This is a genomic window from Brachybacterium sp. SGAir0954, assembly GCF_005490785.1.
In the GTDB taxonomy this organism is placed as follows: Bacteria; Actinomycetota; Actinomycetes; order Actinomycetales; family Dermabacteraceae; genus Brachybacterium; species Brachybacterium rhamnosum.
Map to the genome: position 1 here is coordinate 718,910 of NZ_CP027295.1, position 23,376 is coordinate 742,285.

The window sequence follows — 23,376 nt, forward strand, 5'->3', positions numbered from 1 at the left end:
GAGCGGGATGAGGTGTGAGGCGTGAACGCGGGCGGCGGCCGTGCCGGCGAGCGACGCGGGGCCGCCCGTCGATCCTCTCAGAGCGCGGCGGGCTGGGGCTGGGGAGTCGCGCCCTCGACGGCGCCGGCCTCGGCAGTCGCGCCGACGCCGGTCGCCTCGGCCGGTGCGGTCCCGCCGTCGGCGGCGCCGTCGGCCGGATCGGTCCAGCCGGGGCCGACGCCGCGGGCGTCCGGTGCGTTGAGGTGCACGACGCCCACGATGTCGCGGGCGCGCTCCTCGGCCATGTCGTGCACGCGGCGCACGATGTAGCGCGCGGCGGGGTGGCGGATCACGGAGCGGCGCACCTGCACGCTCACGCGGCGGCGCAGCGTCGTGTCCTCCACGGGGATCGCGACGAGGCCCGCGCGGAGGTCCTGCGCGATGATCGAGGGCTGCACGGTGACGTAGTCGCCGGTCGCGACGAAGCCGAGCACCGTGGAGTAGTCGGTGGGGTTGATCTCGACGCGCGGCGTGTACCCGGCGGCGAGGCAGGCGGAGGAGATGCGACGGAACCAGGGGGAGGGGATCGGGTCGTCCGTCGTCCAGGGCTCCTCGGCGAGGTCCTTGAGCTGGACGGAGGTGCGGCCGGCGAGGCGGTGGCCGGCGCCGACGATCGCGACGTAGCCCTCCTCGAGGATGTCCTGCGCGATCCAGTCCTCGACGAGCGGGGAGGTGCTGGTCTCGCCGACGGCGACGTCCATGCCGTCCTCGACGAGGTCGTCGATGCTGCAGCTGCGCAGCACGAGCTCGAGGTCGAGCTCGGGGAAGCGGCGGCGCACGTCCTGCGCGAGCTCGGGGATCCCGGTGGAGGCGACGGAGGAGGCGTAGCCGAGGCGCAGCGCGCCCGAGCGGCCGGAACGGAGGGCCTGCACGGTGCGGTCGAGCGCGGCGAGGGCGTCGAGCGCGGCGCCGGACTGCTCCGCGAGGAGGCGGCCCTGCGGGGTGACGACGATGCCGCGGCCGGAGCGCTCGACCAGGTCGAGGCCGGTCTCACGGCGCAGGGTCGAGAGGTGCTGGCTGACGGCGGAGGGGGTGTAGCCGAGGGCCTCGGCGCTCGCGCGGATGCTGCCCGTCTCGACGACGGAGCGGAGCACGCGGAGCTTCACGGGATCGAGCATGGCCCCACCCTACGACTGTTCAGTCGACGTGAACAGAGCGGTAGAAACGTTCGCTTGTCCTTCACGGCCGACGGGCGAAGGATCGAGTCATGGACGCACTGCTCATCGGAATCCCCGCCCTCCTCCTCATCGCCACCGCCTCCGTCGTCCTCGGCGCGCTGGGCCGCATCGTCCTCGGTGCGCTGTTCCCGGCCCCCGCCCCGGACGACGACCCGCGCTGGGTGGGCACCACGCCCGCCGAGCGCCGTGCACCCCGCACCGCCGCCCAGGCCGCCGAGCGCGGCGGCGCCCTCATGATCCGCACCCTCATGCCCGACGCCGTGGTCCCCATGGCCCGCCTGGCCGACGTCGAGCAGCCCCGCACCGCGCGGGAGCCCGCCGAGCCGGAGGCGCCGCGACCGACGGTCGCGGCGGCCTCCGGACCGCTCAGCCCTCGCGCGGGGCGAAGCGCGGCGCGGGCAGCGGCGGGGGCGTCTTCGCCGGGTGCTGCTGGAGCAGGGCAAGCGCCTCGGTGACGCCGCGGGCGAGCTGCGGATCGTCACCGGCCACCCACGCGTTCGGCGGGAGCGGCACCTCGATGTCGGGGTCCACGCCGTAGTTCTCGATCTCCCAGTCCACGCCCTCGAACCAGCTGGCGTACTTGGGCTGGGTGATGCCGGTGCCGTCCACGAGGTCGTAGCGGCCGTCGATCCCGATCACGCCGCCCCAGGTGCGGGTGCCGATCACGGGGCCGATCCCCATCGCCTGAGCGACGGCATTGACGATGTCGCCGTCGGACCCGGCCTCCTGGTTCGTCACGAGCACGACCGGGCCGCGCGGCGCGAACTGCGGGTACGTGCCGGGCCGCTCATGGCGCGGGAAGTCCCAGGAGCGCACCGTGCGGGCGAGGCGGTCGGTGACGAGCTGAGAGGTGTGGCCGCCGCTGTTGTAGCGGACGTCCACCACGATGCCCTCCTTCGTGGACGCCTCCCGCAGGTCACGGTGCATCTGCGCCCAGCCGGAAGAGACCATGTCGGGGATGTGCAGGTAGCCGAGACGGTCGCCCGAGGCCTCCGCCACGGCCCGGCGCCGCGAGTCCACCCACGCGTGGTAGCGCAGGGCGGACTCGTCGGCCAGGGGCACGACGGCGACGCGGCGCTCGCCGCCGTCCCGCTCGAGCACGAGCTCCGTGGCGCGGCCCGCGGAGCCGATGAGCAGCGGGGCCACGCCCGCCTCTCCCACCTCGCGGCCGTCGATCCGCACGATCGCGTCGCCCTCGCGGGCGGCGACCCCGGGGGCCAGCAGCGGGGAGCGGGCGTCCGGGTCCGAGGAGTCGCCGGGCAGGATCCGCGTGATCACCCAGCGGCCGTCCCGCAGGGCGAGGTCCGCGCCGAGGAACGCGGGGATCATCGGCGGATCCGCCTGGTAGACGCCGCCCATGACGTACGCGTGGGAGGTGCCGAGCTCGCCCACGACCTCCCACATGAGGTCCTGGAAGTCGTCCTCGGTGACCACGCGCTCGAGCACCGGCTCGTACCAGGAGGTCATGGCGTGCCAGTCCTGGCCGTCCATGTCCGCCCGCCAGTACTGCTGCGCCATGATCCGGTAGTTGTCCCACAGCATGCCGGCGCGCTCCAGCACCGGGTCCACGGTGAGGCGCAGGCGGTCCGTCTCGATCGTGACGCGGCCCGGGTCCTCGTCCTCCGCCTTGCGCGTCGCGGGCACCTGCACCCAGGCGCCGCCCTGCTTGATGACGAGCCACTCGCCGTCACCGGAGACGGCGAGGTCGTCCACGCCCTCCGCGAGCACGGTGAGCTTGCGGTCCGTGAGGGACCAGAACTCGAGGGCGGGGCCGGGGGCGTCGCCGTCCACGCCCGCGCGCGAGGTGCCGAGCACGCCCTGCTGGGGGTGGCGCAGCCACACGAAGCCGCCGGTCACGGCCCGCAGGTGCGAGTAGGAGCCGGAGAGGACGGGGAACGGGACGATCCGCGCCTCCGCGTCCTCGAGGTCGATCTCGGTGCGCGGCGCCTTCGCGGAGCCGGCGGCCCCGGCGGGGCTCGCCGCGGAGACCGTCTCCTCCGCGTGCGGGGCCGACGGCCCGGCGGCCGCGTTGGTCGCTCCCTCGGTGGCCGACGCCCCGGGGGTCGCCACGGTCTCGTCCTCCGCCTGCGGCGTCGGCTCCTCCACGCCGCCCGCCCAGCCGTCCGGGTGGGGGCCGAAGGGATCCGCCGTCGTCGCCTGCAGCGGCAGCAGGAACGGCCGCTCGGCGTTGACGAACCCCAGGTCGAAGACCATGTCGTCGTAGACCGTCTCGAAGGTGCGCAGGGACAGCAGCGCCAGGTGCTTGCCGTCCGCGCTGAACGCCGCCTCCGTGTCCTGGTAGCGGCCGGAGGTGAGCGCTCGGCCCGTCGGCTCGTGCGACTCCGCGTCCGTCACCATGAGCCGGCCCAGCATCCACGAGTCCGGCTCGGTCCACACGAGCCAGCGGCTGTCCGGCGACCAGGTCAGGTGGCGGATCTCGCCGCCGTTCGAGCGGCCCACCTCCCGCACCGCGTCGAGGCGCGGGGCGCCGGGGACCTGCTCGGCGTCCTGCTCCCACGGGGACGCGGCCGACGGCGCCGCCGACGGGGCTGCGCCCGTGCCGGAGGTCGCGGGACGGGCCGGGTCCTCGATGCCGCGCAGGGTCACCAGGCGCACCACGTTGTCGTGCGTGGAGATCGCGACCTTCGATCCGTCCGGCGAGGGGACCGCGTGGAGGATGCGGCCCACGTCGCCGAGGCCCAGGGCGATCTGCTCGCCGCCGCCGTCGAGCCGGGCGAGGGCCAGCTGGTCCGAGCCCACGCCGCCGGCGGTGCGATCCGCCTGCGCGGCCTCGTCGGTGACGAGCAGGGCGAAGGGGGAGCGGCCCAGCGGCTGCGCCTCCCGGATGCGCAGGCCGCAGCGGCCCGCGAGCAGGCGGGCCGGGCCGCGGCGATGGGTGAGCAGGTGCGCGGAGCCGCGCCACTCGACGACGCTCGCGCGGGCGTCGTGCACGGGCCGCATGGCCAGCAGGTTCTCGCCCGGGGAGGCCGGGCGCGGCAGGCGGGCGGCGCCCACGCCGGTGGCCTGCACCTCGACCTCGCGGGGCTCCGCGTCGAGCGAGTCCATCGCGAACAGGCGGCCGCGGGAGGTGAAGACGATCGTGGAGCCGTCCGTGGCGGGCTCGCGCAGGTAGCCGTCCTCCGAGCGCAGGTGCGTGTGGACCCGCAGGTCGGAGCCGTCCTTCGCGACGGACCACAGGTTCGCGCTCGCCCGGTCCGTGCGGGCCGCGCCCGCGCCCGGGGTGTCCGAGGCGAAGATCAGCCGGTCCCCGTACCAGGCGACGCGGAGCTTCGAGGCGAGCAGCTCGTCCAGCAGCGCCTCCCACGGGCGCTGCGCGTGCTGCTCCGCGGGGGCGTCCAGCGGCAGCGCCTGCCGCGAGATCCACAGCTTCACCGCCGTGCCGCCCTGGTAGTGCTTCCAGGAGGCCTGGTCACGGCGCCACGGCGTCGCGACGACCGTCGTGCCGTCCGCATGGATCGCGGCCTCCCCGCTGCGGCCCAGCGGCAGCAGCGTCGCCCGGCCCTCGAGGTCCACGGCCCACAGCTGCCCGTCGCGGGCCTGCGGCGCCGCGTGCGAGCTCGCGACGAGCGCGCGGCCGTCGGCCAGCCAGCCCGCGACCTTCGTGGTCGGCGTGCCCCAGGTGGTGAGGCGCCGCGGCGCGGTCGAGCCGTCCGTCGCGGTCACCCACACCTCGGGCCCTCCGGAGGTGCGGGACGTGTACGCGACGTGCGCGCCGTCCGGCGAGAAGCGCGGGTAGCCGACGGGCGCGCCCTCATCGGTGAGGCGCCAGGCGCGGCCGCCGGCCAGCGGGGCCAGCCAGACGTCGTTCGCGGCGGTCACGGCGACCAGGTCGCCGTGCACATCGGGGTGGCGGAGATATGCGGCATGTGCCGGGGTGGAGGTCATGGGGGCAAGCCTAGGACCGTCCTGTGACGGCGGTCGCAGGCTCGTGTCGAAGAGATCCGAGTCCCGCCTACGGGGAGAGCAGAGACAGGAGTGGGACACGATCCCGGGTGGACCGAGTCGCGGCAGTCGCCGACCCTCGCTACTCGCGCCGGTGGGCCACGGAACCGAGGAGCACGCAGGCCGGGAAGCCGACGGCGCAGGTGAGCACGGCCCGGGGTGGCGATCGAGTCCGGAAGGACGAAGAGGTGCCGGAGCCAGAGGACGAGCAGGCCGGCGATCAGGAATCCGGCCGCGACCTTCCTGATGTGTCGCATCGACATCCTCCTCGTGCGCGAGTGACGGTGGTGCGGACGAGTCCAGGGCCCGAGCACGGTCCACATCTGGGTGCGCCTCGGACGCCCCGTGTCTGTAGCCGCGCTCGCCCGGCGTCGACCCCGACGGCGCGAGACCCATTGCTACGTTCGAGCCACGGACGTGACGCTGCGGCATGCGGGGCCCGCTGATGTGGCGGTGATGAGGCGAGCGGTCTACGCGGCGTGGAAGTGGCGCGAGCCCTGGGACGAGTCGGCGTTCCGAGCGCACCTGCTGTCAGCAGACCCCGATTCGTACGTGGATGCGTTCGGCGCTCGCGTTGGGGATGCGGGCCTCGTGGCGGCGAGCGCCGATGGCGTGTGCGGTGCAGCGTGGTTCCGCCGCTTCACCCGGGAGAACGCACGGGCGGGTTTCGTGGACGACTCGACTCCGGAGCTGGTCATGGCCGTCGACGACCGCTTTCGCGGGACAGGCATCGGAGGGCGCCTGCTCGACGGGCTGCTCGACCTTGCCGTCGATCAGAGCGTGTCGGGACTCAGCCTCCACGTCGATTCCGCGAACGGGATCGCCTGAGCGCTGTACCTCTCCCGTGGGTTCGCGCTCCATCGGTCCACCCCGAAAGGAGCCGTCATGGTCTGGGCCGAGCCTGTCGGCGGCAGCTCCAACCGGTAGCAGGCGCTCCGCCCTCATCTGTCATGAGCGGTAGAGCCGGAAGGGCCAGTTCCCGTTCTCGGGGGTGACCTCGATGCCCAAGCGGTGCAGCTCGCGACAGAGGGCGTCGTGCTCCGCCTCGAGACGGGAGTCCACCTCGGCGCTGATGTGCGTCGGCTGGTCGAGGTGCAGATCGCCGTAGGTCGCGTCCATCTCGGCGGCCCAGGCCACGATGCGCTCACTGATCGGTGCGGGGAGCACGTCGAGGACGGCCGGGAGATCGGCGTCAGGCGGATCGACGTAGCCCTCGGCCCAATCGAGGAGAAGCGCATAGTCCCAGGTGAAGCGCACGTGGCTCGGAAGCAACATCGTTGATCAGTCCTCTCCGGGGATGCGAGGAGCGCCTTCACGCGATGAGGCGGGGTCCTGCAGCAGGGCCAAAGCCGAGGCGGTGGAGTCAGCGTACTCGGCGTCGACGTCGGTGGCGTCCTGGCCGGTGGGCGCCGACGCATCGGACCCAGCGCCCGCGAGTGGCGTGCTCATGGCCGCTGCTGCTCCACTCACCGGAGGCGAGGAAGACCGCCTCGCCGCTCATGCCGGAGGTGACCCTTCATCCCATCCGTTGGCGGCTCGGCGACGAACTCCGGGGGACAGCACACCCCCGGAGGACCCCTATGCTCACTCACCGAGGCCGGACGGCCACCGCCCGCAGCTCGCCGCCTGACCAGCGGCGGGTCACGGCGACGCGGTCGAGGACGGGCCGCAGATGATGGCGATCGCGGTCCAGGCGCTCACGGGCCTGCAGTACCTCTCCCTGCTGGTGACGGCCGGACTCCTCCTGTGCAGGGTCACCGTGGCGCGGGGCAGGGACGCTGCGCAGGCTCTCGGCTCCGTCGCCGCGGTGCGGCGGACCAGGGTCCTCGCCTCTGCCGCCGCGCTGACGAGCGTGGCGCTCATGGTGGCGGCGGCGATCGATGTCGCCGGCTGGTCACGATGGACGGCGGGCATCATCCCCCAGCAGCTCGCGGCGGCGGTCCTCGTCGGAACGGGTTCCCTGATCGTCGTCGTCGCGGGCGGCGCGCGGCGGCCCGTGCCCACCCTCGCAGGGGCGCTGCTGGGACTGCTCGGCCCCGCACTCACCGGCCATTCGGTCTCCGTCGGCCCCCGCCCGCTGATGCTCGTGGTCGATGTCGGCCATCTGCTCGCCGGCGCCTTCTGGACCGGTGGCCTGATCGGGACGGTCGCGGTGATCGCCGCGCTGCGCAGCGATGGCACGGCGGAGGAGGCGGTGGTCGTGATCCGTCGCTTCTCGTCCGCCGCCCTCGTGAGCGTCCTCGTCCTCGCGGTGAGCGGAGGCCTGATGACGGTCCTGATCCTCGACGCGCCCGCGGCTCTCGTCACTACCGGATGGGGACGCGCGCTGCTGCTGAAGCTGAGCGTGGTGGGGGTGGCCGTGGGCCTGGCCGCGTGGAACCGAACTCGACTTCTGCCGGCCATCGCGACGGCCGATGCCCCGTGGGAGCGGCTGCTGCGCATCATGCGGCGCGAGGCGGTGCTGCTGCTGGGCGTGCTCGTGGTCACCGGCGTCCTGGTGAACCTGAGCCCCCACGAGAGCCCGCCGGGGGGCGCCCTCGGGAACGGGCAGTCCCCCGTGGGTGCGCAGGAGACCATGCCCATCGCCGCATCTGGGGTGGGGGGACCAGGTGAGCCCGGGGCCCCTAGAATGGCCCCATGACGCCGCCGCCCGAGGACCTCGCGTCCGAGGACGCGAAGATCCCCGCTCCGGCCTCGCCCGACGCTCTGCGCGATGCCATCCTCTCGGTCGCCGCCGGTGACGCGGACTCCTTCGCGGGTCTCTACGACGCCACGAGCGCGCGGGTGCACGGCCTGGTGCTGAGGGTCCTTCGTGACCCCGCACAGGCGGAGGAGGTCACGCAGGAGGTGTACCTCGAGGTCTTCCGACGGGCGGCCGGCTTCGACCCCGCTCGCGGGTCCGCGCTGGCATGGATCCTGACCCTGGCGCACCGCCGGGCGGTGGACAGGGTGCGTTCGTCACAATCACAATCCGATCGGGACGTCGCCTACGAATCCCGTGCAAACACACAGGAGCCGGATCCCACCGGGGAGGCCGCTCTCGCGACGCTCGAGGCGCAGCGGGTGCGGACGGCGCTCGAGCAACTCTCGGAGCGGCAGGCCGAGGCGATACGGCTGGCCTATCTCGACGGTCTGACCCAGACACAGGTCGCCGACAGGCTCGGGATTCCGCTGGGCACCGCGAAGACGAGGCTCCGCGACGGGCTGCTGGCCCTACGACGCATCGTCAGCGCCCCACGGCAGAGGAAGGAGGAGTGATGGCCGGGAAGCATCCCGATCCCGACGAGCACGAGGAGATGGAGTCACTCGTCGTCGCGTCCGTGCTCGACGCCCTCGACCGGCGGCAGCAGGCCGAGGTCGATGCGCACCTGGCCACCTGCCCGCGCTGCCGTACCCTCGAGGCCTCCCTCCGGGAGACGGCGGTCGAGATCTCCGCCGGGCTGGAGAGTGCGCCCCCGGCGCGCCTGCGGGTGAGCGTCCTGGACGCCGTGCGCGCAGAAGCCGCCGCCTCCTCGCCGACGGAGGCACGGATGCGACCGTCGCGCCGCGCGGTGATCGGCAGCGCCCTGGCGCTCGCCGCGAGCGCCGTCGTGGCGACCGGGGTCGTGCTGTCGCGGCCCGGGCGTTCCGAGGAGGATCAGGAGATCGCGAGGGTGCTGACCGCCGGTGACGCCCGGCTCTACTCGACGACCTGGGAGTCCGCGCAGGTCACGGTCGTGCACTCGGCGTCCTCAGCGGCGTCGGTGATCGAGGTGCGGGGCCTGCCCCCGGCTCCCCGTGGTCGTGACTACCAGATCTGGAGCATGAGCCCCGCGGGGCCGGAGGATGCCGGCCTGCTGCGCCCCGATGCCGACGGCCGTGCCCGTCTGCGCATCGGGTCGCACGCTGCAGGAGGAACGGCCGTCAGTCTCGAACCGGCCGGCGGCTCGGAGCAGCCGACGACGTCGCCGTTCATCGCGGTGACCTACTCCTGATCCCCCCGCGGCGACCGGGGAGGGTGCAGATCACACGTCGTCCACGAGTCTCGCGAACACGATGACGTTGTCCGCGTGCCGTCCTTCGCCGTCGACGCTGCCGCCGCAGGTGATCAGACGCAGCTCGGGGCCGGCGGTGTTCCCGTACACGCCCTCGGTGGGGAACGCATCCTTGGGGAAGCGCGCCACGTCGTAGACCTCGAAGGCGGCGGTGCGACCGTCCTCCCGGTCCACCGTGACCCGGTCACCCTTCTGCACGGCGCCGAGCTCGAAGAACACGGACGGCTCACCGCCGTACGTCACATGGCCCTCGATGACCGAGGGGCCGGGCTGGCCCGGCGTCGGCGAGCCGTCGTACCAGGCGGCGTCGTCCTTGCGCGCACCGCTGGGTGCGGGCAGGGTCCCGTCGTCGGCCAGTGAGATCGGGAAGACGTTCCCGTCGATGCCCCGGCCGTCGAGGCGCACCCTCGTGGGCTCCGAGGCGGGAAGCGCCGTCGGGGTGGCCTCCGGAGTGCTGGTCGGCTGCGACGACTCGGGGGTGGTGGGGCGAGACGTCGAGCCGGGGTCCGATGCGGACGCCGAGCTCTCGGTCCCGGCCCCGACGGTGGGCGCCTGCGGCGGAGCCGGCTCCTGTCGCAGCAGCGCGACGACCACCAGCAGCAGACCCACCATGCAGAGCACGCCCAGCGCGGTGGTCGCCCAGGGGCGACCACCGCGCGGGGTGTCGATCATCGACCGTGCCATGGACGGTCTGCCGTCCTCAGTTCTCGCGCCGAGCCGCGCGTCGACGGCTCACCACCATGCCGGCCACACCGGCGGCGGCGAGGACGCCACCCGCGGCGAGGAGGCCGGCGTCCTCGATGCCGGCGGTCGTGCCGTCACCGGTCTCGACCCCGCCCTCGGGCATGTCGGCCATCTGGCTCGCACCGACCACACCGCAGGCCGCGGGATCCGTGGCCTCGCTGGGCAGCGACTCGTCGAGGTCCGACTTCTGGTCGCCGTCGTACTCCCCGCTGCCGTTGTGGTCCACGCCGTGCAGCACGACGACGGCGGTGCCGTCCTCGATGGCCGAGGCGACCTCGTCCGTCACGGTGAAGGTGCGCTCGTAATGACCGCTCTCGGTGGGGAAGTTCGCGACGTCGAGCCCGTGATCGGCCCCGGTCGATCCCTTGGTGGTCAGGGAGGCCCCGACCATGCCGTAGTCGTCGATCGCGTCGGTGACTCGGATCGCCCCGTCCACGCCCGACCCCTTCATGTCGGGATCCGGGCACTTGCCCGCACCGCCGACATGGATGTGCTGGGCGTGCGGGGAGCCCGCGAGCAGGCCCTGGGTGTCCATCTTCACGGTGAGCTCGTCACCGTCGAGGGTGAACCACGCCGTGCCGGACGCGCCGGAGTCGTTGAGCTGGGTGAGATCGGCCTGGTAGCTGTGGGCGTCATCGCCATGGGCCATCGCCGGCGCTGCCGCGCCCGCTCCGATCATCGCCATGGAGGCGGCCATGAGGGTGATGGACTTCATCGTCGTGCGCATGATGTCTCCGTTCCTGGGTCACCGTGCGGCGAGGAGGCCGCAGGGGACGGTGACACCGGTCATTCGGAGCGGTCCCGCGGGCGGATTGGTCCGCTCCCGGATGCGGGACGCCGCGGTCCCGCCCGCCTGCATCCAAAGGTGGAGGTCCGGCGGACCGATCCGATGGGTCTCGAGACCCGTCGCGGCGCCGGGGATCGTGGAGGAGTCAGCATCCCCCTCTCGATCGGAGGACCCATGGTGTCCCTCATCCGCTCCCGACCGCTGCTCAGCTTCTTCGTCCTGGCCTGCGGGCTCAGCTGGCTGGGCTGGCTGAACTACATCCTCTCCCGCAGCGGTCTCGGCGTCATCGGCGTCGACTACCCGGTCGTGCTCGGCTCGACCCAGCCGCTCGGTGTCATCCCCGGCGCGTTCCTCGGACCGATCGGTTCCGCGCTCATCGTCACCGCCGTCGTCGACGGGCGCGCAGGCCTGCGCGCCTGGGCGGGTCGGCTGTTCCGCTGGCGCGCGGACTGGCGCTGGTACGCGGTGTCGCTGCTCGCCGTCCCCGCGGGTCTCGTGGCCGTCGGCATCGTGGCCTCGATGGTCATCGGCGGGAGCGTCGTCGCGCCGGCGCCGACCCTCCTCGCGCTCTACGCCCCGGTGCTCGTGCTGCAGCTGGTGACCACCGGTCTGGCGGAGGAGCCCGGCTGGCGGGACTTCGCGCTCAGCCGCCTGCAGCGACGCCACAGCCCGCTCGTGTCGGCCGCGATCCTCGGGCCCGTGTGGGCGCTGTGGCACTACCCGCTGTTCCTCACCGACTGGGCCGAGGGGCCCGGGCGCAGCTGGACCGGCCTGCTTGCCTTCACCGTGTTCTGCCTCGGCTTCAACATCGTCATGTCCTGGATGTTCAACCGGACGGGCGAGTCGCTGCCGCTGTCGATGCTCATGCATGTCAGCGCGAACACCTTCGCCTCCGTGCTGTGGTCGGCCATGTTCCCCTCGATCGCGGCCCAGCACGTGTACCCGCTGCTCGCCCTCGCCGCAGTCGTCGCGGCGGTGGCGGTCGTCGTCGGCACCCGCGGCCGACTCGGCAGGCGGGAGGCGGCCCCGTCCCCGACGGCACGGGCGACCGTCCCGGCGCGTCAGGGGCTACCGTCGGGGTCATGACGGCGAGAAGGACCCCCGCGCCGCCGCGGACCCGTCACCACCACCGGCGGAGGGACGCCGCGGCGGCGCTGGTCTGCCTGGTCCTCGCCCTCGGAACGCTCCTCGTCCTCCCGCTGATCGAGCGCGCGGGCGGGGACCCGGTCAGCTCGCCCGCGCCGGGCACGGGCCCGTGGTGGGGCGTCGCGACCACCCTGCTCGTCCAGGCGGCCGTGCTCGCCGCCTCGCGTCCTGCGCCGCGCCTCGCGCCGGTCACGGTGGCGGCCCTCCCCGTGCCGCTCGCGCTCCTCGCGCCGGGTGGCGCCGTCGGGACGACGACCCTCGCGGTGCTCGTGGCCGCATATCTCACCGGGGTCCGGGTCCGGCGGGAGCAGGCTCCGCCGGTGGCCGCGAGCATGGCCGTGCTCACCGCGGTCGTCACCGGCGTGAACCTCGTGGGATCCGGCGGGACGAGCACCGGTCAGGCGGTCCTCGCCGGGCTGGGGCAGGCGGTGATCGTCATCGGCGCGCCGATGCTCGTCGCTCTCATCGTGGTCAGCCGCCGGCAGGCACGTGGCGCGCAGGAGCGGGAGCTCGCTGCGCTGCGACGCGAGCAGGACGCGCGGATCGCCACCGCGATCGCGGCCGAGCGGACCGCCGTGGCCCGCGATCTCCACGACATCGCCGCCCACCATATGTCGGGCATCGCGATGCTCGCCTCGGCGCTGGAGCGCCAGGTGGACCGCTCTCCGGAGGCGGCGAAGGAGTCCGCCCGGGACATCCGCGCGCAGAGCACCGCCGTGCTCGGCGACCTGCGCCGGCTCGTGGGTCTGCTCCGTGTCGAGGACGCCGCCCCGCTCGCCGACCGTTCGCTCGCCTCCCTCGCGGATCTCGTCGAGCAGCGGTGCGGCGCTGGTACGGCGGGGGCCCTGGTGGTCCTGCCGCCGGAGGCGAATCCCGGCGCTGGGGTCGGCACGCTCGCCCAGCTGGTGGGCTACCGCATGGTGCAGGAGTCCCTCGCGAATGCGGCCGTCCATGCGCCGGGGGCACGCTGCGAGGTCCGCGTCGACGCCACGGCGTCGGACCGGGTACGGATCACCGTGGTCAACGAGGCCCCGCTCCGTGTCGGAGCGAGCAGCGGTCACGGCGGCTTCGGACTCCTCGGCATGCGGGAGCGCGCGGAGCTCGTCGGAGCCGGCCTCGACCACGGCCCCACGGAGGACGGGGGCTGGCACGTCACTCTGGAACTCCCGCGCGAGCGTGCCGACAGGTCGGCCCCGCCGACGGAGGAGAGGAGTGGGCGACCATGATCCGTGTGGTGCTGGCCGATGACCAGGCGCTCGTCCGCAAGGGCCTCGCCTCCCTGCTCGAGGCCGAGGAGGACATCGAGGTCGTCGGCGTCGCGGAGGACGGCGCACGTGCGCTCGAGCTCATCCGCGAGCTGCGGCCCGACGTCGCCTGCCTCGACATCCGCATGCCCCGGATGAACGGCATCGAGGTCGCGGAGGCCATCCGCGACGAGGACGTGGAGGTCCTCATGTTGACCACCTTCGACCTCGACGAGTACGTCTTCGGCGCCCTCGAGGCCGGCGTCGCGGGCTTCCTCCTCAAGGACGCCGACCCGGAGGTGATCGCGCACGCCCTGCGGCAGGTGGCGGCGGGGCGCGGCACGATCGACCAGTCCTTGACCCGTCGGATCCTCCGCGAGGTCGCCGAACGGCGTCGGCTGCAGCCGGTGGTCGTCCGTGGGCGCGGCGCGGAGGAGCTCCTCACTGCCCGCGAGCGGGACATCCTGCGGCTGCTGGCGGAGGGGATGAGCAACGCCGACATCGGCGCCCAGCTGCACGTGGAGACGTCGACAGTGAAGTCCCACCTCGCGAGGATGCTGCCGAAGCTGGGCGTCACCTCGAGGCTGCAGGCGGTCGTGTGGGCTTACCAGAACCGCGTCGTCGCCACTCGCCCATGAAAGACCTGGCAGCTGGGCGTCGCTGAGGTCGCGTTGTCCCCGTGCACGCCGGAAGAGCACAGTCGTCGTGATGACGTCGGCGCAAGGAGTACTCCAAGGGGATCGGTGTCGGGGCTCGCCCTCGAGCAATCCGGGAACCGTGACCCGCGACGTCCACGTCGACTGCTCGGGCCGGGCTGATGGCTTCCGCCGCCGAGTTGCCTCAGAGTGTTCCTGGTTCCGCATCGATCGAATGGTTCAGATCCCGGAGGAAGCGGTTCACGACGGCACGTTCCTCGGGGCTCAGCGCCTCGGCGACGGCGAGCATCCGTCGGTGCATGTCCTGCAAGGTGTCCCGGACCTCTCTTTCCGCGTGCGCGGTGGGGACGACGGCGATAGAGCGACGATCCTCGGGATGCGCCTCGCGGCTCGCATAGCCGTCCCGCACCAGCCGATCCACGAGCGCGCTCGTGGATGCCGCCGTGATGGCCAGGCGCCGGGCCAGTTCCTGCTGGCGCATGACCTCGCCGCGGGAACGGGCCGCCAGGAGCATGCGCAGGGCGAGCAGATCCTTCTCGCCCATGCCCATGTCCTGGCGGACCTTGGACCTCAGGGTCGTGGTCGACTCGCGATAGCGACGCAGCTCGTTGAGGACGTCCACGGACTCGGCGGGCCCGCCGACGACCGTCGGGTACCAGTAGCCGGCGCTCCTCGCCTCCTCCTCCTCGCTCGCATCCATCCGACCTCCAGGTCGCCGGGGCTTGACGTGCTCGACAACAAAACATAGCCTGTCTAACTATTAGATGCCCGATCATAGCAAATCGAGCCTGCTGCGACGATGGAGAACCCGCGCATGATCCTCGCCCCCGCCGTCCCCGGCGAGACCATGACGAGCGTCCCCGAGACAAGGGTCGCCGCTCCCGAGGGAGTCTCCTCCGCGCGCGCGTGCGCCCGAGCTCGTGCTGCCGCACTGCGGCTGCAGGACGTTCGCGAGGCGTCGTTCGCCCTGCTTCACACCGCGGAGGGCGCTCTGCTCGAGGCGCGGATCGGCATCGCCCCCGGCGGTGACTTCGCCACGGTCGTCGCCCACGTCGTGGACGGCATCGTGCCCCTGCTCGGCACGGAGATCGGAGCCGTCGACGCGCGGCGGAGCATCCAGTTCTGCTTCGCGGGGAGACGATGGGCTCGCGCCGGCACCGTGGGCCCGGCGCAGGTGCTGACCATCTCCTAGGCGTGCCGGCCCTGCCCGCCACCGCACCATCCACCACCATGGATCACCATCGATCCGGATCCCCGAGGAGAGACCCCGTGACAGGACATGTGCCGCCCCAGGACGTGGCAGCCGCCGCCCGGCGAGCCGTGGAGTGGATCTCCGAGGGCAGGGCGGGTAAGGGATTCACGGATGTCGGCGATCACCGTGCCCATCAGCTCGCACGCCGTGAGGCGGTGGACGACGACCAGATCGGCAGGATGAAGCGCTACTTCTCCCGGCACCGACACGATGTGGAGGCCGAGGGCTTCCGGCGCGGGGAGGCCAGCTATCCGTCCCCGGGCCGTGTCGCGTGGGACGCATGGGGAGGGTCCGCGGGCCGCGCGTGGGTGGGTCGCGAGAAGTTCGCCGACCTGTGACCCAGGCGTCCCCGGCGCCCAGCCGGGGGTCGCGCGTGTGCGCGCGGTAGCCCGCCCGGACGGCCCCGTCGCGGCGACCAGGGCCACCGACGATGTCCATCGAACGCACTCCCCACGCGGGGGAGGGCGCATCACCCAGAAGAAGGAGCTCCTCATGGAGAACGAGCAGAAGACGCCGGACGCGAAGGACCTCACCCCCGGAGACGTCGCCGCGAAGCTGCGCGACACCAGTGTGGTGATGCTGACGACGGCGGTGGGTGACGGCAAGCTCGTCTCCCACCCCATGACGATCCAGGGAGTGACCGACGAGGCGGACGTGTGGTTCTTCGTCGGTCGCCGCGGGGACCAGGCCCGCGCGCTGAACTCCGGCAGCGCGGTGAACATCTCGATCAGCGAGGCGGGGTCCTGGCTGTCGGTCGCCGGTCATGCGGAGTTCGTGGAGGACGCCGCCACGGTCCGTGAGCTGTGGAACGACTCCGCGGAGGGTTATTTCCCCCAGGGTCCTGACGACCCGGACCTGGCCCTGCTGCGCGTCACCACCGACTCCGCCCAGTTCTGGGGTCTGCCGGGAGGGCGGATCGCCGGGGCGGCCCAGATGGTGCGAGCGATGGTCACGAAGGAGCGGGCGCCGGGCGGCACCGACACCACGGAGCTGTGAGAGGCGTCGGCACGGCGGCGGCGTGAGGGACGCCCTCAGGGCGGCCCCGGGGGCGGTCGGATCAGCTCCCCGCGTCGTCGGCCACCGCGCCGCGGCTCTCCGCGGCACTATCCCCGTCCTCCTCGGTGTACCGGCGCTGACGCTCCCGCTGACCGTGTGTGAGCGAGCGGAGGTCGGTCCCGCTGTCGAAGCTCGAGCCGAGCCCCCCGGCGACCACGCCCATCGCCGCGCTGAGCCAGGCGATGTCGAGGTAGGTGCTCCACGAGGGAGCGTCCCCGATGACGGTCGCCATGTAGTCCGGGGCGATGACGATCGTCCCTCCGGCCAGGATGAGCGCGACGAGCGCGGCGTAGAGCGCGAGCACGCAGAGCAGCAGCGTCCCGACCGTCGAGAGGTTGTACAGCAGGACGACGCGGGCGAGGTTCGAGCGCCGCGGCCGGTCCCAGAGACCGTTGCTGACGATGAGCCACGTCACCATGGCCATGATGGCGAGAGCGCCGATGCCGAGGAGGCGAGGGGTCGAGAGGTACGTGGACATCGCCCAGATGGAGCTGTAGAAGATCCCGAAGGCGCCCGTTGCCGCCGCGGCCGCCATGGCGCTCGACAGGCGGGGCGCGGTGCGGATGGGCTCATTGCCCGCGATCATGCCGAGCACCGTCCGAGGGCCGGCGAGCCACGCCCGCGCGCGGAGCATGGCGTGCCCGTCCTCTCCCTCGGCCTCGATCCAGTGCGACCAGCGGGTGCCCACCCGCACGCTCGGACGGGGCTCAGGCGGCGGATGCATGCGGCGGGCGCAGTCCACGAGGGCGTCGATAATCCTCGAGCGGTTCCGGAAGGCGCCCAGGGTGGGGCAGGAGACGACCGCGACGCGCTCGGCGGGGAAGATCTCCGCGATCAGGGGGCGGCCATCGATCAGGCGAGGGATCTCCGTGAGCAGCAGGACCACATCGGGTCCCTCGTACTGCTCGGCGAGGGCGACGGCGTCGCCGAGGTCCAGCGAATCGTCCGGGCGGAGGCGCAGCATCGAGGTGTGCAGCAGCAGCCGGACGGGCTCCCGGAAGGTCGCGTCGAGGAGTCCCTGGAGATCATCGCGCACGGCCTGAGCGCGGCGCGTGGGGAGCCCGGGGTCGGAGATGAGGAGGATGCTCACCGGTCCTCGGGAGGTGTCCTGCACGTCGAGCTCCGATCATGGTCGCGGGTGGATCGCCGCCGGGCGGGCGGTGCGCCTCTCGCGCACGGCGAGCAGCGGCGGGGCCCGTTCCGGCGCCCGTCGAGCCTACGAGACGTCGGGCGCTGCGTGCCGGCGGCACCCACCTGACGCGTGCGAGTCCGGACCGCGTGGTCGACCCGGGCTCGTGCGCGCTCGCAGCCCGTAGTGTGGCGCGCATGAGCACTTCTCCGGGGATCCTCGACGGCATCGACGCGGCCGTGGGGCGCACCCCTCTGGTGCGGCTCTCCCGACTCTTCCCCGACAGCGACGTCGAGATCCTCGCGAAGCTCGAGTCGGTGAACCCCGGCGGCAGCACGAAGGACCGCCCCGCGCTCGCCATGGTGCGGGAGGCGATCGCCTCCGGTCGCCTGAGGGAGGGCGGGACCGTCGTCGAGTCGAGCTCGGGCAACCTCGGGGTCGCCCTGGCGCGCGTGTGCTGCACCCGCGGCATCCGATTCGTGTGCGTGGTGGACTCCAGGACGAACCGGTCCACGATGGCCGCGATCCGTGCGCTGGGCGGCGAGATCGACCTGGTGGCCGAGCCCGATCCCCTCACCGGGGATCTGCTCACGGCGCGGCTGGCCCGCGTGACCGCGCTCCTGGAGGACATCCCGGGCGCCGTGAACCTGTACCAGTACGGCAACCCCGCCAATCCCGGTGCGCACCGCGAGGGCACCATGCGGGAGATCGCCGAGGCCACCGATCACCGGCTGGACGTGATGCTCGCAGCGGTCAGCACGACGGGGACGATCGCAGGGTGCAGCGCTTACGTGCGCGAGCACGCGATGGCCACACGCATGATCGCGGTGGACGCGGTGGGCAGCGTGCTCTTCGGCGGTGCCGGCGCCGCGCGGCCGCTGCCCGGCATCGGCGCGGGCGTGGTCACGGAGACCTCACGGACGGTCGTCCCCGACGAGGTGCACCGGATCGGTGCGGTGGATGCCGTCGCCGGCGCCCGGCTTCTCGCACAGCGGGAGGGGATCCTCGCAGGTGCGTCCACCGGTGCGATCGTGCGCGCCATGGCGTCCCTCCTCCCGCGGCTCGAGGCGGGTGCCCGGATCGCCTTCATCGTGCATGACGGCGGTGCCCCGTACCTCGACACGGTCTACGACGACGACTGGGTCCGCCGCGTCATCGGCGCCGATGCGTCCACGCTCGCCGCGGCCCAGGACTCGCTGATCTCCGCGTCACTCCGTGGTTGACCCGGACCGCCGGCGTGCGGCGATCATCGGGGCGGGGCCGAAGGCCCTGTTCGCCCTGGAGGCGCTGCTGGCCCGGCTCACCTCCCGACCCGACGCCCCCCGCTGGGCCATCACCGTGATCAACCCCGGGAGTCATCCGGGCACCGGCGCCGCGTACCAGCTCGAGCAGCCGGAGCTCCTGCGGCTGAACGTCTCCGCCGCGATCCTGGACGCTCCGGTGAGCCGGACCTTCCCCGGGTTCCCCGACTGGGTCGGCACGCATCGGCCCGACCTCGCGGGAGAGGTCTACCCGCCCCGGGCGGTGATCGGGGGCTACCTCACCGCACGGTGGCAGGCCCTGGTCGCCGCCCTCGGCGAGGTCTCCGACCTGCAGCCGGTGGCGGCGCGCGCGGTCGCGGTGCGACCGCACGGCCGGCGATGGCTGGTGGAGTGCGAGCCGCGGCTGCCCGGCGACGAGTTCGACGAGGTGCTCGTCGCGACCGGGCACGGCCGGCACCACGATGGCGAGCTCGCGCGGTCGTGGTCCTCCGAGATCCCGCTGCGGCCCGCCGTCCTCCCGGTCGCCACCATGCTCTCGCCCACCTCCGTCCCCGCCGGCTCGCGTGCGGTGGTGCGCGGGGCCGCTCTGACCTTCCTCGATGCCGCGCTCGCGCTGACGGAGGGGCGAGGGGCGACCTTCGTGCCGGCGCCCGGCCGGCCCGGGGTCCTCCTCCACCAGCGCGGCCCGGGAGAGCCGGCCACCCTTCTGCCCACCTCCCGGCAGGGGATCCTGCTGGATGCCAAGCCCGATCCGGGCACCCCCGCGGCGGAGGTCGATGCGTCCGTCATCGCCGCAGCGGCGCAGCGGCTGGAGGACCTCGACCGGCGCGACCCCCTTCTCGCGGAGCGCCTGCTCTCGGAGATCACCTCCGCGGCAGCGCTCCTCCTGGGCGGCCCGGAGGATCACCCGGAGGTCCAGGCCACTCTGCGCTCCGGTGTGGCACCGGATGCGCGGCGCGGCGCGGAACAGGCGCTGCGGCGCAGTGTCGACGTCGCGCTGGGGCATCGTGCTCCCGGGGCCGCGTGGGCCCTGGGTCGGGCGTGGTCCCGCCTGTACCCGCAGGTCACCGCGGCACTGAGGGGTTCCGACATGTCCTCCCAGCAGTGGGCCGTGCTGCAGCGCGCGGCGCGGACCCTGGAGCGCTTCGCCTTCGGCCCGCCGCTCGTCACGGCGCAGAAGCTCCTCGCGATGATCGACTCCGGAGCGGTGGACCTCAGCTGGCTGGACGCCGGCGTGTCCCCGACCCCGGCGGGAGCCCTGCCGAGCTCGTCGGGGGCCGACGTCGTCATCGATGCGGTCCTCGCTCCGCCGGGCCTCGTCACACTCCTCGATCCCCTGCCCCGCCAGCTGCTGGAGGAGCGGATCGTCGCCGTGCGGCCGGGTCGCCGGGGCGCGATGGTCGACGCCGACGGCACCGCGCTGGACGTCAGCGGCCGGAGACGTGAGCACCTCGCGCTGATCGGACGGCCGACGGAGGACGATGTGATCGGGCACGACACGCTGAACCGGCACCTGCACCATGAGATCGAGAACTGGGCCGCGCGTGTGGCCGCCACTGCTGCCGAGGAGGGATCGTGTGATCGTGGAAGACCTGAATGAGGGCTGTCATGGGCTGCCGCCGCTGCCCGCTCGACTGGAGCCCTGGATGCAGGAGGTGCTCGCCGATGCGGAGGGGTGCGCGGCGATGCTGGAGGAGCACGGGAGCCCTCTGAACCTCCACGACTTCTCCGCCCTGGCCCGGAACGCCGCGGAGCTCGAGCGGCCCGCGGAGCGTGCCGGCGTGCGCCTGCGGATCTTCGCGGCCCGCAAGGCGAACAAGACGCTGGGGATGATGGACGCCGCGCACGCCGCCGGTCACGGGGTGGACGTGGGGAGCTACCGGGAGCTCGCGCAGGCCCTGGACCGGGGGATCCCGGCCGCCGACATCGTGGTCACCGCCGCGGTCAAGCCGCGCCCGCTGCTGCGACTGGCGCTGGACTCCGGCGCCCTGCTGGTCCTGGACAACCTGGACGAGGCGTCGTCGCTGGCCGCGGAGGTCGCCGACCGGCAGGAGACGGGGTCGCACCCGATCGCCCTCCGCCTCGCACCGACCCCCGACGAGCTCATCGCACCGACCCGGTTCGGGGAGTCCGCATCGACGTGGCAGGACTGGGCGAGGGAGCCGGGGGCCCTGCAGGGCCTGCGGATCGAGGGGGTCCACTTCCACCTCCACGGCTATGACGTGGAGGCGCGTGCGCGCGCCGTCGGCGAGTCGACGGTGTTGATCGATGCGCTGCGGGAGGCGGGGCATCGGCCCTGGTTCCTCGACATCGGCGGCGGGATCCCCATGTCCTATCTCGATGACGCCGGGCGATGGGACGCGTTCTGGGTGGCCCACGACGGGCAGGGCCGCGCCCCCGGGGAGGAGGTCACCTGGCGCGGCGAGCGCCTGCGCCAGGTCTACCCGTACCACCAGGCCCTGACCCGTGGGGCCTGGATGGAGGAGCTGCTGCGACGTGTGGCGCGTGATCTCCGGGCACGGGATCTCGAGCTGCGGTGCGAACCCGGCCGATCGTTGCTGGACGGCTGCGGGATGACCCTTGCCCGGGTGGTCCAGCGAACGGCGACCAGTGACGGGATCCCGCTGGTGGGAGTGGAGATGAACCGCACGCAGTGCAGGTCCACCTCCGACGACTTCCTGGTGGACCCGGTGCTGGTCCGCACCGGGGGCGCTGCCTCGGGACCGATGGAGGGATACCTGGTGGGCGCGTACTGCATCGAGGCCGAGCTGATCCTGCGACGTCGGCTGGCGTTCCCCGGCGGCGTCGCCGTGGGGGACGTGCTCGCGCTGCCGAACACGGCGGGCTATCTCATGCACATCCTGGAGAGCGCCTCGCATCAGCTCCCCCTGGCCTCCAATGTGGTGAAGGAGGGGACCGGGTTCCGGCGCGACGGCGTCGACGCGCTGTCGCCGATGCGCCGGTGAGGCGCACCGGCGGGAGGAGTCAGCCGGGGGCGCCGGCCAGCACCTGGTCCGCGCGGAAGAGCAGCTGGGCGAGCTCGCCGCGGGTGACGGCGGTGGCGTCCGCCTTCAGGCCGGTGAGGGCGGAGGGCAGCAGTCCGGAGTCCCGCAGCCAGGCGAGCGCCGAGGTGGTGGGGTCCGCGTCCGCGGCGGCGAGGTCGGTGACGGCCTGGCTGTGGCCGCGGGCGCTGAGGCTGGGCCGGAGCAGGGCGGTGAGGGTCTGGGAGGCGCTCTCGCGGCTCGCCGGCTCGTCCGGGTGCACGCACAGCGACAGGTCGCCCCACAGGGCCGCGTGCCCGAACAGCCACAGCTGCGCGTCGCGCCGCTCGGGGACGGTGTCGAGATCCGCGAGCATGGCCGGCACGGCCTCCGACGGCACCGCCGGCGCGCCCGCGAAGCGGTGCAGGGCGAGGGCCAGGTCGCCGCGGGTGACGGCGTTCCCCGGCGCGTAGCTGCCGTCCTCGAGGGCCGGCTGGACCCCGTTGGCGTCCGCCCAGCGGTAGGCCTCGAGCGCGTCGTCGTCGGCGCCGACGTCGGTGAACGTCCCGTCGGCCGTGCTCGCGGAGGCGTCCCCGCGCTGCAGCAGGAGGGCCCCGGCCGTGACCGGGAGGGCGACGGCGGCGATCGCCGCGGAGCCGAGCAGCACGGTGCGCCGGCGGTGCGGGCGCGCGGTCGGCGCCGGGGTGGCCGGCGAGGCCGCAGGGGCCGACGGGGTGGCGGTGAGCGGTCGCGTCGGCGCGGCGTCGGCGACCGGCGGGACCGGGACGGCCGGGGCCGTGCGCGGCGCCGCAGGAGCCGGCTCGGGGACCGGCGTCGGGGCCGTCGGACTCGGCATCGCCGCAGGTCGCGCCGGGGTGGGCGCCCCGGGACGGCCCGCGCGCACATGCGGGGCCGCCGGTCGCCTCACAGCCATCCCAGCTCCCGCATGCGACGGATGAGCGTCCAGCCCACGGCGAGGTTGCCCCAGCCGTTGAGGTGGATCAGGTCGTGCGCGATGAGCACCGGCGGCACCACCCCCTGCGCGAGTGCATCGTGCGTGGTCGCCTGCTCGAGCACCTGCAGCGGGGCGAGCGGCGCGCAGCTCAGCCCGCTCTCCGAGGTGAGCAGGGCCTGCACGTCCACGAAATGATCCCCGTAGCGGGAGGCCTGCTCCGCGTTGACCGCCGCGAGCGCCTCCGCCGTGGTTGAGCCGCGGGGATCGTGCTCGGTCGCCCACTGGCCCAGCACCAGGGTGTCCTGCTCCGGGTCCGGCGCGGCGTCCCACATGCGCTGGGTGTCCTCGAGCACGCGGGCCGTGTCGAGGATGTTGTTCTTGCCCATCCACAGCACCTGACGGGCGCCCGCGGTCTGCTCGGCGAGGGCGGAGACGAGCCGGCCCGCGGTCACCGTGGCGGAGGCGTCGCTCGGGGTGAAGATCCAGGTCCCGGTGCTGCCGTCGATCTGCCCGGGCACGTCGCCCACGCTCGCGGGGAAGCGGATCCGGCCGTGGGGCGGGAGGTCCGGGTCGAGTGCCACGGCCACGGCGCCGGTGGTGGCGTCCGGGGCGCCCTGCGGGGTGGCCTGCGGCGTGTCGAGGCCCCGCATGAGCACGGCGTGCTGGGACCAGGTCGCACCGACGCCGTGCGCGTGGACGGTGCCGGGGGCGACCGTGAGCGCGAGGTGCTCGTGGATCCGGATGGGCAGCGGGGTGGACTCGTCGCCCCGCTCGGAGCTCATCGAGGAGGAGCCCCACAGGGCGAGGTCGCGGGTGCCGCTCGCGGTGAGCAGGGCGCGGGCCGCGGCGCTGCCGATCGCGGCGGTGGTGGAGGGGAGGGGCGCCGGGGCCGCCGGTGCGGCGACGAGGTGCGGCGCGGGCATCGAGGACCTCCGGGACCTGACGGGGTG

The 23,376-nt window shown here is 73.5% G+C and carries 23 protein-coding genes; 14 read left to right on the plus strand and 9 right to left on the minus strand.

Features of this window, described 5'->3' with window-relative positions; all coding sequences use genetic code 11:
- Nucleotides 1-77: 77 nt before the first annotated feature.
- Nucleotides 78-1,157 (minus strand): LysR family transcriptional regulator, encoded by a 1,080-nt coding sequence (locus tag C1N80_RS03180; protein WP_137769450.1) that lies wholly within the window; start codon nucleotides 1,155-1,157, stop codon nucleotides 78-80.
- Nucleotides 1,158-1,246: 89 nt separating this feature from the next.
- Here C1N80_RS03180 and C1N80_RS03185 point away from each other — a divergent pair, with 89 nt between their 5' ends.
- Nucleotides 1,247-1,672, plus strand: coding sequence for a hypothetical protein (locus tag C1N80_RS03185; RefSeq protein WP_137769451.1), 426 nt, complete (start codon nucleotides 1,247-1,249; stop codon nucleotides 1,670-1,672).
- On the opposite strand, the gene C1N80_RS03190 is transcribed toward C1N80_RS03185, so the two are convergent.
- Entirely contained in the window at nucleotides 1,584-5,123 is a 3,540-nt protein-coding gene (locus tag C1N80_RS03190) for a S41 family peptidase (protein ID WP_137769452.1), read from the minus strand. The two genes, C1N80_RS03185 and C1N80_RS03190, sit on opposite strands and share 89 nt — an antisense overlap.
- Nucleotides 5,124-5,597: 474 nt before the next feature.
- Here C1N80_RS03190 and C1N80_RS03195 point away from each other — a divergent pair, with 474 nt between their 5' ends.
- A complete protein-coding gene (locus C1N80_RS03195; protein ID WP_137769453.1) occupies nucleotides 5,598-6,008 on the plus strand; it encodes a GNAT family N-acetyltransferase in 411 nt (136 codons plus the stop codon).
- Nucleotides 6,009-6,128: 120 nt separating this feature from the next.
- Here C1N80_RS03195 and C1N80_RS03200 read toward each other — a convergent pair whose 3' ends face one another.
- Nucleotides 6,129-6,455 (minus strand): hypothetical protein, encoded by a 327-nt coding sequence (locus tag C1N80_RS03200; RefSeq protein WP_137769454.1) that lies wholly within the window; start codon nucleotides 6,453-6,455, stop codon nucleotides 6,129-6,131.
- Between the two features lie 397 nt (nucleotides 6,456-6,852).
- Between C1N80_RS03200 and C1N80_RS03205 the strand changes: the two genes are divergently transcribed.
- From C1N80_RS03205 to C1N80_RS03215, 3 genes are read left to right on the plus strand one after another with little or no spacing between them, the layout of a single operon-like run.
- On the plus strand, nucleotides 6,853-7,821 hold the full coding sequence (locus tag C1N80_RS03205; protein ID WP_137769455.1) for a copper resistance D family protein: 969 nt from the start codon (nucleotides 6,853-6,855) through the stop codon (nucleotides 7,819-7,821).
- Complete coding sequence (gene sigK / locus C1N80_RS03210) at nucleotides 7,818-8,438, plus strand: ECF RNA polymerase sigma factor SigK (RefSeq protein WP_137769456.1); 621 nt, start codon at nucleotides 7,818-7,820, stop codon at nucleotides 8,436-8,438. Before C1N80_RS03205 ends, sigK begins: the two co-directional genes overlap by 4 nt.
- Nucleotides 8,438-9,154, plus strand: a complete 717-nt coding sequence (locus C1N80_RS03215; protein ID WP_137769457.1) for an anti-sigma factor — start codon at nucleotides 8,438-8,440, stop codon at nucleotides 9,152-9,154. The genes sigK and C1N80_RS03215 overlap by 1 nt, the downstream gene beginning before the upstream one ends.
- Before the next feature lie 30 nt (nucleotides 9,155-9,184).
- Here C1N80_RS03215 and C1N80_RS03220 read toward each other — a convergent pair whose 3' ends face one another.
- Nucleotides 9,185-9,898 carry a class F sortase gene (locus tag C1N80_RS03220; RefSeq protein WP_205750667.1) on the minus strand — a complete coding sequence of 238 codons (714 nt, stop codon included), beginning with the start codon at nucleotides 9,896-9,898 and terminating at the stop codon, nucleotides 9,185-9,187.
- Between the two features lie 16 nt (nucleotides 9,899-9,914).
- Nucleotides 9,915-10,685, minus strand: a complete 771-nt coding sequence (locus C1N80_RS03225) for a CHRD domain-containing protein (protein WP_137769458.1) — start codon at nucleotides 10,683-10,685, stop codon at nucleotides 9,915-9,917.
- A 234-nt stretch (nucleotides 10,686-10,919) separates the two neighbouring features.
- Here C1N80_RS03225 and C1N80_RS03230 point away from each other — a divergent pair, with 234 nt between their 5' ends.
- Genes C1N80_RS03230 through C1N80_RS03240 form a run of 3 tightly spaced genes read left to right on the plus strand, consistent with a single transcriptional unit; the run spans nucleotide 10,920 to nucleotide 13,773 of the window.
- Nucleotides 10,920-11,831, plus strand: a complete 912-nt coding sequence (locus tag C1N80_RS03230) for a type II CAAX endopeptidase family protein (protein ID WP_137769459.1) — start codon at nucleotides 10,920-10,922, stop codon at nucleotides 11,829-11,831.
- Nucleotides 11,828-13,117, plus strand: coding sequence for a sensor histidine kinase (locus tag C1N80_RS03235; protein ID WP_137769460.1), 1,290 nt, complete (start codon nucleotides 11,828-11,830; stop codon nucleotides 13,115-13,117). Before C1N80_RS03230 ends, C1N80_RS03235 begins: the two co-directional genes overlap by 4 nt.
- Entirely contained in the window at nucleotides 13,114-13,773 is a 660-nt protein-coding gene (locus tag C1N80_RS03240) for a response regulator transcription factor (RefSeq protein ID WP_137769461.1), read from the plus strand. Before C1N80_RS03235 ends, C1N80_RS03240 begins: the two co-directional genes overlap by 4 nt.
- A 202-nt stretch (nucleotides 13,774-13,975) precedes the next feature.
- Here the strand turns inward: C1N80_RS03240 and C1N80_RS03245 are convergent, their stop codons facing one another.
- Complete coding sequence (locus C1N80_RS03245) at nucleotides 13,976-14,491, minus strand: MarR family winged helix-turn-helix transcriptional regulator (RefSeq protein ID WP_137769462.1); 516 nt, start codon at nucleotides 14,489-14,491, stop codon at nucleotides 13,976-13,978.
- A gap of 114 nt (nucleotides 14,492-14,605) precedes the next feature.
- Here C1N80_RS03245 and C1N80_RS03250 point away from each other — a divergent pair, with 114 nt between their 5' ends.
- From C1N80_RS03250 to C1N80_RS03260, 3 genes are all read left to right on the plus strand, one after another.
- Nucleotides 14,606-14,983, plus strand: a complete 378-nt coding sequence (locus C1N80_RS03250) for a hypothetical protein (RefSeq protein WP_137769463.1) — start codon at nucleotides 14,606-14,608, stop codon at nucleotides 14,981-14,983.
- A gap of 104 nt (nucleotides 14,984-15,087) precedes the next feature.
- Complete coding sequence (locus C1N80_RS03255; protein ID WP_205750668.1) at nucleotides 15,088-15,381, plus strand: hypothetical protein; 294 nt, start codon at nucleotides 15,088-15,090, stop codon at nucleotides 15,379-15,381.
- A gap of 154 nt (nucleotides 15,382-15,535) precedes the next feature.
- Nucleotides 15,536-16,039 carry a pyridoxamine 5'-phosphate oxidase family protein gene (locus C1N80_RS03260; protein ID WP_137769465.1) on the plus strand — a complete coding sequence of 168 codons (504 nt, stop codon included), beginning with the start codon at nucleotides 15,536-15,538 and terminating at the stop codon, nucleotides 16,037-16,039.
- 61 nt (nucleotides 16,040-16,100) lie between these two features.
- On the opposite strand, the gene C1N80_RS03265 is transcribed toward C1N80_RS03260, so the two are convergent.
- Nucleotides 16,101-17,189, minus strand: coding sequence for a hypothetical protein (locus tag C1N80_RS03265; RefSeq protein WP_240811214.1), 1,089 nt, complete (start codon nucleotides 17,187-17,189; stop codon nucleotides 16,101-16,103).
- Between the two features lie 236 nt (nucleotides 17,190-17,425).
- Here C1N80_RS03265 and sbnA point away from each other — a divergent pair, with 236 nt between their 5' ends.
- The 3 genes from sbnA to C1N80_RS03280 are packed head-to-tail and all read left to right on the plus strand — an operon-like array spanning nucleotide 17,426 to nucleotide 21,456.
- On the plus strand, nucleotides 17,426-18,451 hold the full coding sequence (gene sbnA, locus C1N80_RS03270; RefSeq protein ID WP_137769466.1) for a 2,3-diaminopropionate biosynthesis protein SbnA: 1,026 nt from the start codon (nucleotides 17,426-17,428) through the stop codon (nucleotides 18,449-18,451).
- Entirely contained in the window at nucleotides 18,444-20,090 is a 1,647-nt protein-coding gene (locus tag C1N80_RS03275; RefSeq protein WP_137769467.1) for an FAD/NAD(P)-binding protein, read from the plus strand. Before sbnA ends, C1N80_RS03275 begins: the two co-directional genes overlap by 8 nt.
- Entirely contained in the window at nucleotides 20,074-21,456 is a 1,383-nt protein-coding gene (locus tag C1N80_RS03280; RefSeq protein WP_240811215.1) for an alanine racemase, read from the plus strand. Before C1N80_RS03275 ends, C1N80_RS03280 begins: the two co-directional genes overlap by 17 nt.
- A gap of 19 nt (nucleotides 21,457-21,475) precedes the next feature.
- Here C1N80_RS03280 and C1N80_RS03285 read toward each other — a convergent pair whose 3' ends face one another.
- Both C1N80_RS03285 and C1N80_RS03290 read right to left on the minus strand, forming a co-directional pair.
- A complete protein-coding gene (locus tag C1N80_RS03285; RefSeq protein WP_137769468.1) occupies nucleotides 21,476-22,327 on the minus strand; it encodes a hypothetical protein in 852 nt (283 codons plus the stop codon).
- Nucleotides 22,328-22,395: 68 nt separating this feature from the next.
- The gene (locus tag C1N80_RS03290) at nucleotides 22,396-23,349 is read right to left on the minus strand and encodes a hypothetical protein (protein ID WP_137769469.1); all 954 of its coding nucleotides are present in this window, start codon (nucleotides 23,347-23,349) and stop codon (nucleotides 22,396-22,398) included.
- Nucleotides 23,350-23,376 lie beyond the last annotated feature (27 nt).